Source organism: uncultured Rikenella sp. (genome assembly GCF_947628055.1).
Classification (GTDB): domain Bacteria; phylum Bacteroidota; class Bacteroidia; order Bacteroidales; family Rikenellaceae; genus Rikenella.
The window spans coordinates 1-10335 of record NZ_CANQYJ010000087.1 but is presented as its reverse complement, the minus strand read 5'-3'; the positions used below and the strand labels follow the sequence as shown (position 1 = coordinate 10335).

General features: G+C 56.1%; 7 protein-coding genes and 1 pseudogene. All 8 read right to left on the bottom strand.

All coding sequences use genetic code 11. The features are described from left to right. Positions 1–102: 102 nt before the first annotated feature. Positions 103–1938 carry a GNAT family N-acyltransferase gene (locus tag Q0Z93_RS08050; RefSeq protein WP_298064419.1) on the bottom strand — a complete coding sequence of 612 codons (1836 nt, stop codon included), beginning with the start codon at positions 1936–1938 and terminating at the stop codon, positions 103–105. Between the two features lie 102 nt (positions 1939–2040). Continuing rightward, entirely contained in the window at positions 2041–3924 is a 1884-nt protein-coding gene (mnmG, locus tag Q0Z93_RS08045) for a tRNA uridine-5-carboxymethylaminomethyl(34) synthesis enzyme MnmG (protein WP_298064418.1), read from the bottom strand. Positions 3925–4245: 321 nt separating this feature from the next. Next, the gene (ybeY, locus tag Q0Z93_RS08040) at positions 4246–4695 is read right to left on the bottom strand and encodes an rRNA maturation RNase YbeY (protein ID WP_298064417.1); all 450 of its coding nucleotides are present in this window, start codon (positions 4693–4695) and stop codon (positions 4246–4248) included. A gap of 18 nt (positions 4696–4713) precedes the next feature. After that, a complete protein-coding gene (locus Q0Z93_RS08035) occupies positions 4714–5883 on the bottom strand; it encodes a peptidoglycan DD-metalloendopeptidase family protein (RefSeq protein WP_298064416.1) in 1170 nt (389 codons plus the stop codon). 13 nt (positions 5884–5896) lie between these two features. Next, on the bottom strand, positions 5897–7627 hold the full coding sequence (locus tag Q0Z93_RS08030; RefSeq protein ID WP_298064414.1) for a tetratricopeptide repeat protein: 1731 nt from the start codon (positions 7625–7627) through the stop codon (positions 5897–5899). A gap of 128 nt (positions 7628–7755) precedes the next feature. Beyond that, a complete protein-coding gene (gene dut, locus Q0Z93_RS08025) occupies positions 7756–8193 on the bottom strand; it encodes a dUTP diphosphatase (protein WP_298064412.1) in 438 nt (145 codons plus the stop codon). Positions 8194–8525: 332 nt separating this feature from the next. Then, positions 8526–9962 (bottom strand): oligosaccharide flippase family protein, encoded by a 1437-nt coding sequence (locus Q0Z93_RS08020; RefSeq protein WP_298064410.1) that lies wholly within the window; start codon positions 9960–9962, stop codon positions 8526–8528. Between the two features lie 5 nt (positions 9963–9967). Beyond that, a pseudogene (locus tag Q0Z93_RS08015) lies at positions 9968–10335 on the bottom strand (acyltransferase); the annotation flags it as partial.

Here is a 10335-nt window from a genome sequence, read left to right as displayed (position 1 = left end):
GGAGCCTAAGGAGTAGCGCAGCTATCTCAAAAGTTCTTTGCGCCGCTTTCTTTCAAGAAAGCGGCAGTTCCATCCAACTAAGGCGGAGAATAAACGAACGAGTTATAATTTAGTATTTCCGACGGTACGGAACCGTTCGTAGACATTTTCGCCCGTGAACTCGCGCGCCACCATATCGACCTTATCCTTAGGCACATCGCACAAATCCAGAATCAGCATCGCATCCAGCGAATCATTGAACAACGGATCGATATTGAACCCCATAACACGTCCCCCCAGCAGCAAATACTTTTTCATCAGCACCGGCATACCCAGCCCCGAAGGTTCCACATCGCGGATCAGTTTATCGATCTCCTCCGAAGAAGCGATTCCCCGGATCAGCTCCGCATCCACCGCCCGCCGTCCCAAAGCCCCGACCCCGTTTCGAGCCACCACATACCGGGACAGCTCAGCATTCCAATGATTTGCTTTGATATAATCGATCAGCAGCCACTTGGCCGCCATCGAATAACCGCCCGACATGCTCACCGGCCCCATCAGGTAACGGTACGACGGATTTCGCAGCAGCACATGCAAGATTCCCCGCCAAAGCAAGAGGAGCGTTTGCGAACGCCGCTGGTACTCCGGCACCACGAACGAACGCCCCAACTCGATCGACTGTCGCAGCACCCCGTTCAGATGGCGCGAAAACTCAAACAAAGTATAAGTATAAAAGCCCTCGAATCCGCGATTATCCAACAACACATCACCGAAACCGATCCGGTAAGCCCCCGCTATCGCCTGCTTTTCGGCATCCCAGATAAAAAGATGCTCATACAGATCATCATACTCGTCGCTGTCCAATTCCATCGACGTCCCTTCCCCCACAGCCCGGAACGTCACTTCGCGAAGCCTCGCTATCTCCCGCATCGTCCAGGGAATATCCGACGTAGGCGCACAAAACAGACACATATCCCCGACCCGCACCAGCATCCGCTCCGCCGCGATGGAATCCAGCTCGCGCCCCAGCAACAGCGGATCGACCGGCTCCACCACTTCACAGGCCGCCCCTTTCGCCTCCCCTCTGATCCGTTTTTTACGAAGCCTGAGCCTCGACAACGCCTCCTCCCTTTCCGTGACGACAGCCGCATCCGACAAAACAGAGCGCAGACAATACACATTCGCCCGTAAGAAGACCGAAGCCTCATCCACTGAACCGCTGTTTTTCAGCATCTTATGCGGCACAGGCGCACCGAAAGCAACCGCCACCGACCGGTCCTTCTTATTGGTAAGCTCCAGCGGCAGACGAACCGTCCGCAACATCGGATGTATCTTTCCTAACAAATGGAATACCAGACTATTGCGGCCGTCTATATAGGCCGGAACCACCGGAGCGCCCGATCGAAAGATCAGTTTGACGATCGATTTCGACCAAGGTTTGTCCTCGAGCTTTGAAAATCTTTTCTGATACGTGGAAACCTCGCCAGCCGGGAAAACTGCCAGCGGTTTCCCGCTTTTCAGATGCTCCACCGCCCGCCGAACTCCCGAAATATTCCGTCCGTTCCGGACATCGAACGGATCCACCGGGAGGAAAAAATCGTTCAGCGTATCGATTCTCGTCAGCAGGAAATTACCCAGGAACTTGATATCCGGCCGAATCCGCGCCACCAGCACCATCAGGAGCAGGCCATCCAGCGCCCCGTGCGGATGGTTCGCCACGAGCACAAAAGGCCCTTCTTTCGGGATAAAGCCGAGCCGTCCCGCATCGCTTTCCACCACGACCCCCAGCTGTTCCAGGATCGCCTGCGCGAACTCAACTCCCTTTTTATCAGCCGCTTCAGCATACAGGCGATTGATCTTGTTGATCCCCAACATCGACTGGGCCAGCTTAACGACCGCCTTGTTCAGCAACGTGGTGTAAGGTATGCCGAGATCGGAATTATCCACTAATTTTTTCATATTCCCAAGTATTTACCGGCTTGCAGAGAACATCCCTCATCAAAAATACCGGTTTTGCACCACACTTCCAAATCCACCCGGTGTTCCACGTGGAACACCCGTTCACCGTCCGAAATAGACCAACAGCACGTTGATGTCGGCCGGCGAAACACCCGGTATGCGCGACGCCTGCGCAATCGTCAGCGGACGAATCCGCATGAGCTTCTGCCGCGCCTCGATCGACAACGAACCCAAAGCCTCGAAATCGAACTCGGCAGGAATCCGAATCCCCTCCAAACGCTTCATCTTCTCGGCCACAGTCCGTTCCCGCTCGATATACCCGGCGTATTTCACGCCGATCTCCACCGCCTGCATATCCGCCCGCTCCACTCCCATTTCGTGCAATCGATCGGAGACCGCAGGCAGTACCGAAGCCAATCCGGAGAGCGTAACACCGGTTCTGGGCAACAATTCCGCCAACCGCTTCCGCTGCGCGATCGGCGATTCGCCCGCCGAAGCCAAATAATCGTTCACGTCCTCCGGAGCGACGGTCATTTCATTCAGAAAAGCCGCCAATTCATCGGTTCGCCGCTCCGAGGCGCAATATGCCGCCCACCGTTCGTCCGACACCAACCCGATCCGCCGTCCGCGCGGGGTCAGCCGCCGATCGGCGTTGTCCTGCCGCAGCAGAATCCGATATTCCGCCCGACTGGTAAACATCCGGTATGGCTCGTCCACCCCTTTGGTCACCAGATCGTCGATCAGCACCCCGATATAAGCCTCGTCCCGCCCCAACACGAACGGATCCCCACCCCGCAAAGCGAGCGCTGCATTGATCCCCGCCATCAACCCCTGCGCCGCTGCCTCCTCGTAGCCTGTCGTCCCGTTGATCTGCCCGGCGAAATAGAGCCCCTGCACCAGTTTAGTCTCCAGTGTGTGAAAGAGTTGCGTCGGCGGAAAGTAGTCGTACTCGATCGCATACCCCGGCCGATAGACTTGTACGTGTTCCAGCCCCGCGATCTGCTGCAATGCCTCGACCTGCACCTCCCACGGCAGCGACGATGAAAAACCGTTCAGGTAGTATTCGTTCGTCGAGCGTCCCTCCGGCTCCAGAAAAAGCTGGTGCTGCTCTTTGTCGGCAAATGTCCGCAGTTTGTCTTCGATACTGGGGCAATATCTCGGCCCTTTGCCGCGAATCACGCCGGTGAAGAGCGGCGAACGGTCGAATCCCTTGCGCAACGTCGCGTGCACTGCCGCCGAAGTGTAGACTAAATAGCACGGCAGCTGTTCGTCCACCAGCACCGGCTGCACGGAGGGCAGAAACGAGAATTTTTCGGGTTCTTCGTCGCCGTACTGCGCTTCGATCCGGTCGAAATCGATCGTCCGGGCATCCAACCGAACCGGCGTCCCGGTTTTCATCCGATCTGCCTCGAAACCAACCTTTTGCAACTGTTCAGTCAGCCCATAGCTCGCCATATCCCCTGCCCTTCCCCCGGGTGCCTGTGCTGTCCCGACGTGCATCAGACCGTTCAGGAAGGTCCCGTTCGTGAGGATCACTTTTCTCGCTCCGAATCGCACTCCCATGCGTGTCACCACTCCCTCTACCCGACTCGCGTCTGCCGAAAAGAGCAGTTCTGTCACGCTGTCCTGCCACAGAAACAGATTGTCTGTCGAATCCAGCACTCGCCGCCACTCTTGCGAAAAGGCGTACTTGTCGCACTGCGCTCTCGGACTCCACATCGCGGCCCCTTTCGAGCGGTTGAGCATGCGGAACTGGAGGGTGGTTTTGTCGGTCACGATCCCCATCTGCCCGCCGAGGGCATCGATTTCGCGCACGATCTGCCCTTTGGCCACGCCGCCGACTGCCGGATTGCAGGACATTTGGGCGACTTTGCCCATATCCATCGTGACGAGCAGGGTCTGGGCGCCCATCTTCGCTGCTGCCACGGCTGCTTCGCATCCTGCATGACCGGCACCGACCACTATAATATCGTATTCAAACCGCATAATGGTATGTTTATTCTTTGATGACAGTATGGAACTGTTCTCTTTGTGAACAAAGAGAACCAGAAAAACTTTCTGAGATGCTTCGTATCTCTTAAGCCTGCCGGGTACCTTTGTTTTTGCTTCTCTTGGGGTGTGAGCAATAGCGGGCATTTAGGTAAGTAACGCCTTAAGCCCGCTATTGCTCCGCCCCAAATCAAACACAATGCAAAAGGACTGCGGAGCCTAAGGATTCGGGTAATTACAGCCCGGAAAGCCCCAATGGGGCCTTTCTTTTCAAAGAAAGAACAGTACCCTCCCGACATCAAAGAACAGATATACAAATTAAATGTGTTTTACATGAGCGAGCAGGTTTTCCGGAGCTTTGGCGAGGTAGTGATTTTCGCGTTCGCGCATTCGGGTCGCATCCCGGTCAGTCTTGTCCTTGTACCCCGCCAAGTGCATGACACCGTGGATGATAACCCGTAAAAGTTCCACGTGGAACATCGTCTCATAAGTCACCGCATTGCTCCGAACCGTATCGACACTGATAAACAAGTCGCCCGACAGCACCCGCCCCTCGCAATAGTCGAACGTAATGATGTCGGTATAATAATCGTGCTGCAAATAGCGCCGATTGATCTCCAGCAAATACGGATCGCTGCAAAAAATCACATGAATATCCCCCACGCGAAAACCCTCTTCTCCGACAGCCGAGCGAATCCACGAGGAAACCTCACGCTTGTGTCCCGCTATATCGAATTTCGTATCTTCCGAATGGAATGCAATCGCCATAATAAACCTCCTGTCGCTTTATTTCCGGATCCACAGCTCCGGATTCAAATTATCGCTCTCCTTCCACACCTCGAAATGCAGCGTCGCCTGCTGCCCCGAAGCCGCCTTCGCCACCGTCCCGACTAAGCTCTCCTCCATCACCTTTTCCCCCTCCCGCACGAATACCGATTCGAGATTGGCATAAATCGTCAGATAGGCCCCGTGCCGCACCATCACCGACATCCCCAACCCCTGAAAGAAAAAGACCTTGCGCACCTCGCCCGCAAAAACGCACCGCACCTCGCCGCCCGCCTTCGCCGCGATATTCACCCCTTTGTTATTGATCTTGACCCCCTTCTGCGTCGGATGGTTATGCAGACCGTAACGATCCACCACCACCCCGTCCACCGGCCGCAACAGCTTTCCTTTTTTCGCTGCGAACTGCGCCGTTAGCGGCTCCGAGACAGCCGTACCGCCGGATTTTTTCACCTCGTCACTCACCGCCCGCTGCAACTGCCGCTCCAATTCGGCAATCTGCCCCCGCCGTTTCTCGGCTTCGGCCAGCAACTGTTCCTCTTTCCCCCTGAGCGCATCCTGCGTTTTTTTCAACTGCCCGCGCTCTTCCTGCAACCGCGCAACTTCCGCCGTATGCCGCTCCTGCAATTCCGCGAGTTCTTTTTTTCGCCCGTTCAGCGAAGCGACTTCGATGTCTAATTTTTTGTTCAGCGTCCGGATCTCATCCGCTTTTTTCCGGATGTCCTCCCCGATTCGTTTAACATAATAAAGCCTCCGTGCCGCGTCTGTAAAATCGCGTGCCGAAAAGACGAACGAAAGAAAGCTGTTATTCCGGTGATTTTTATATGCGATTCGGATAAGTGCTGAGTAACTGTGTTTTAGCTCGTCGGATCGGTTTTGAAGCCGGAAGACCTCGGCCGACTTGGTCTGAAGCTGTCCCGAAACCGTTCCCATTTCCGATTCGATACCCCGGACGATCTTCTGCCGGTTTTCCAATTTCGTACCGACCAATTTCAGATGCCCGAGCGTCGTTCCCTGTTCCTTCCTCGTGTCGCCGATCAGTTTATCGATCCGGGCGATCTCCGCCTCCGCCTGCCGGATTTCGTCGCACACCTCCTCTTGCCCCGCCGCCCTCGCCGACAACAACAGCCCTGCCGCCGCCATCCCAAACCATCGCAGAAAATCGACTTTCATATTCCCCCCATCGTTATTCATTCAGCCACCGCAGCCGCTCCTCGATCACAGCTCCGTCCGCCCCCGCCTCCAACGCCCGCTGCCAATAAGTCTTCGCCATAAACGTCTTTCCGAGCGCATAAAGTATATCCCCGTAATGGAGCAGAATCTCCGCACTGCCCGTCGCATCGAGCACCAGTGCCTGCCTCATCAGCGTCTGCGCCTCCTCGTACCTGCCCAACCGGTAGAGCACCCAGGCCTGCGTATCCAAGTAGGTGGCATTCTGCGGATCCAGTTCGTTCGCCCGCGCCGACATTTTCAGCGCCCGCTCCAGATCGCGCTGCTGCTCGCTCAAGTAATAGGCGAAATTATTCAGTATCAATGGATTATCCGGCATTAAGCGCAACGCCCGCTCGTAATAACGGAGTGCCGCACGCTCATCGCCCCGCAGGTGGGCCATATCGCCGCAGAAACCGTAAGCCGAAGCGGTAATCGAATCGTTTTCGGAATAACGTATCACCTCCTTCGCCGTCGCGACCGCCGCCAGCGTATCCTCCGCCTGCAACTGCGTGAACAGAACTGTCATCCCCAGCTCCGGATCGCGCGGAAAGCGCTCCTGCGCCAGCCCGATATACTTCGCCACCGTATCCGGAAGTTCCCGGAACTGCGCCATTTCGATCACATCGCGGTAGAACTTCAACGGAGCATTCCCTTCCGCAATACAGTCTGTCAGATACTGGTGCGCCAGGTCTAACTGACCGCTGTATATCAGATGATTGGCATAAAACTCCCGGGCATCCGGATCGTCCGGCGCAGCCCGCAGCGCCGCATCCGCCAGCCGGACCATATAGACGAAATAACGCCGGTAAACATCCGGATAGGTCCGGACATAGGTGTCGAAATACTCCGCTTTGGCCTTGGCCGGAAAATCGGAATGGGCGAAAACCGGCACCAGCGCCTCCGGAAACTCGGGCCACATTTCCTTGATCCGGTAATACTCCGCCAATGCCATTTTCGGCGCCAATCCCGTGGAATCCAGGTCAATAGCCGCCCGGTAATTGGCCAATGCCACACTGTCCTGTCTGAGCGCCGCCGCCAGTTCGGCCAGCTGGATCCGAAACGACACTTCGCCCGGCATCTGCGCACACACCTCCGACATATAAGCGAACGCCTCGGCGTACCGTTCCGTCCGGATCAACGCCTGCCGCTTGACATCGACCATCTGCGGCCGGATCCCTCCCCGCACCTCCGCCGTGTCCGCCAGCGCCAGAGCTTCGGCCGGCCGCCCCTCTTGCAATTTCAGAACCGTCAGCAAGGATACCGTCTCGATGTCCGAAGGATCGCGTTCCAACAAAACCGTGAACAAGCTGTCCGCAGCCCTGTAATTGCCCGTCACGGTCAGCATCCGGGCGTAGTTGTCCGCATAGTCCCGGCATGCGGTGTCGATCTCATAAGCCCGACGTGCATACCGCAAGGCTGTCTGCATGTCGTTTATCATCCGGGCGATGCCCGACAGCCGGTAATAGGCCGCCGCATGTTCCGGCACTTTGCGCAGTGCCGCTTCATACATACGGGCCGCTTCGCGCAACGTACCGAGGTTTTGCCGCTTGACTCCCTCCAAGTAGAGCAACGAAGCCTGCTCTAACCGCCGCTCATTATCGCCACCGTGCTCCCCTGCCGCCGAAAATGGCGAACCGATCGCGCTGCCCGAAAACTGTAACAGCAACAGACTGAATGCGAGGTATATAAGTCTATTTTTCGGCATTGATAGGATTTGACATAATCATTGCGGCTCGCTATAGCCGCGCAATCCGCCGCCGCCCCCGCGGTGGCGCACACTCTCGCGTTGCTCGAATGCGCCTCTGTTGGAGGCGGATCGCTGTTAAATACAATTTATTTCACCCCTGTGGAACCGAATCCGCCCGCTCCCCGTTCCGTCTCGTCGAGCACCACCGCTTCCTGCCACTCCAAGCGCTGATAGCGGGCGAATACCAGTTGCGCCACCCGCTCGCCCGGCTGCATCTCGAACGGCTCGTTGGACAGATTGACCAACAGCACTTTCAATTCTCCCCGGTAGTCCGGATCGATCGTCCCCGGCGTATTGATGACTGTAATGCCGTGTTTGGCTGCCAGTCCGCTCCGCGGTCGCACCTGAATCTCGTACCCTTCCGGAATTTGAAAATAGAGCCCCGTAGGCACCATCACTCGTTCCAATGGCATGATTGTCAGGGGTTCGGCGGTATTCGCCCGTACATCAAGCCCCACGGCCTGCGCTGTCTCGTAAGCCGGCAGCGGATGGCCGGAACGGTTAATCACCTTTACTTTTTCCATAACGTACTCTGTTAATTTATATCACCATTCTTTGGCTACAATACGAAACTGCCGCTTTTTGTAAAAAGCGGCACCAAAAACTTTTAGGCGATACTTACGTATCGCATGACCGTTCGCAGCCAACGGGTTTCGATCTTGTTCGTTGGACCGGAAGTATGGGCGCTTAATGTGATATAAAACTTAGAGCGCCCCATACTCCCGGCCCAACACAAAGTTCAAACACCATAAGGCTAAGAAAGACAATAGGATGCGAAGCATCCGTACTAAAGTTTTTCTGGTTCTCTTTGTTCACAAAGAGAACAGTTCAATACGGTCACCAATAAATGGTTATATCAAATAACGATTCTACGCCCCCCGAGTTCGACTTTCAAGGCCACGAAGAGGTAGACCAAAAGTAACAAAAAATTAAGCGTGATCCTTCCCCAGTCAGGCAAAAGCGCCGTCGCATAAGAGACCCCGAAAATCGCCCCCCCCAGCAAAAAATAGAATCCGATCCGCCGAAGGTCGAACGGCACAGGAAAGTACCGCTGGCACAGCGCATAACTCAACCCCACCATCAACAGCATCGAGACCACCCGCGCCACCGCCGCCCCGCAGTAGCCCATCGACGGAATCAGCGCCAGATTCACGCCCAGCGTAACCACTACCCCCAACCCCGTGATATAAATCGCGATACGGGTCTTGTCCGCCGCCTTGTACCAGAACGAGAGATTGACTAATATCCCGGCAAACAAATTAGCCAAAAGCAAAAGCGGAAGCACCCCCATCCCGCTCCGGAAATCCGCTCCCACGATATAAGCGAACTCCCGCGAAAAGAGCGACAGCACCAAATAGATGGCGATTCCGGCGATAATAAAGTATTTGGTAGCCGCCGCATTGGCCTCCCGGAACTCCTCTTTTGAAAATCCCTGCAAAAAGAACGGTTCGGCCCCCAGTGCATAAATCTGGCGGAAGATCATCAGCAGGGCCGCAATCTTGCCCACAGCCGAATAGATCCCCGCCTGCGCCGCCGCCCATTCGGCGTTGTCCGGAATATAGCGGATCAGCAACCGGTCGATGAAATCGCCCGAAACCCCCATAATGCCTGCCATCATCAACGGTATGGAATAGTGGAAAATACTCCGCAGCAGCCGGGGCGAAAACGCCGCCGACAACCATCTGAACGCACTGGGCAAAAGCATCGCAAGCGACACCGTGCTGGCGATCAGATTGGCCGCCAGCACCCACAGCGGGTTATCCGCGGCTCCGGGAATATAAGTATAGAACAGGATGCAGCAAACCACATTGACCACCACGCCGGTCACGTTGACCACCGTATAATAGACCGCCCTGCCCTGCTCCCGCAAGGCCGCCAGCGGAATGGCCGCCATATTGTCCACCATAATGAGCAGACCGGTCACCGCCACGATCACCGTCGAATACTCCATCATCTCCGCAATCCGGTTCCGCAGCAGGAAAACGATCCCGAAAAAGAGGAAAGCCGTGAACGACACCGCGCTCCAGGTAGTCGTAAACAGCCGCTTCCGGTCGCCGAGCGTCCTGCATTTCGAGACATAGCGGAAATAACCCGTCGCCAGCCCCATTGTGAGGATTACATTGGCGAACGGAATCACGGCATACAGAACACTCACGTCCCCGAATGTCGATTCCGGCATCACCCGTGTCAGATAAGGAGTCAGCAGGTAGTTCAGGAACTTCGAGAGTATGGCGCTTATGCCGTACACCGCCGTCTGCGAAGCCAGTTTCCTAAGTAAATGTGCCGCTGCCATAATCCTTATTCGATCAACATGTTGCATCCCCGGAGCTGCGCCCCCTCGACCCGTCCCAGCACGCGGAACGAGCCGTCCGGGTAGACAATCCCCCGATCTTGTATAGCCAGAAACGAACACGACCAAAGATTGGCCAAGTCAATGACATCGATTCCGCCGATCCGTCCCGCCGGCAAAGGCTGCAGCGGACTCTGCAAGTCGCGTATCGAAACCCGCATCCACGGCGGACAACGAAACAGCCCCTCGCCCGCCGAATAGGCCTGCGAGAGCAGCTCCGTCATCCCGTACTCCGAATGGATCGCCCCCACGCCGAACGCCCGGCACAAGGTTTCGTGCATCGTTTCACGTGAAACCTCCCGCCTTCTGCCCTTCA

Excerpts from the sequence above, each read along its gene's own strand:
- Q0Z93_RS08050 (WP_298064419.1), bottom strand. The coding sequence starts at position 1,938 with ATGAAAAAATTAGTGGATAATTCCGATCTCGGCATACCTTACACCACG.
- mnmG (WP_298064418.1), bottom strand. The coding sequence starts at position 3,924 with ATGCGGTTTGAATACGATATTATAGTGGTCGGTGCCGGTCATGCAGGA.
- ybeY (WP_298064417.1), bottom strand. The coding sequence starts at position 4,695 with ATGGCGATTGCATTCCATTCGGAAGATACGAAATTCGATATAGCGGGA.
- Q0Z93_RS08035 (WP_298064416.1), bottom strand. The coding sequence starts at position 5,883 with ATGAAAGTCGATTTTCTGCGATGGTTTGGGATGGCGGCGGCAGGGCTG.
- Q0Z93_RS08030 (WP_298064414.1), bottom strand. The coding sequence starts at position 7,627 with ATGCCGAAAAATAGACTTATATACCTCGCATTCAGTCTGTTGCTGTTA.
- dut (WP_298064412.1), bottom strand. The coding sequence starts at position 8,193 with ATGGAAAAAGTAAAGGTGATTAACCGTTCCGGCCATCCGCTGCCGGCT.
- Q0Z93_RS08020 (WP_298064410.1), bottom strand. The coding sequence starts at position 9,962 with ATGGCAGCGGCACATTTACTTAGGAAACTGGCTTCGCAGACGGCGGTG.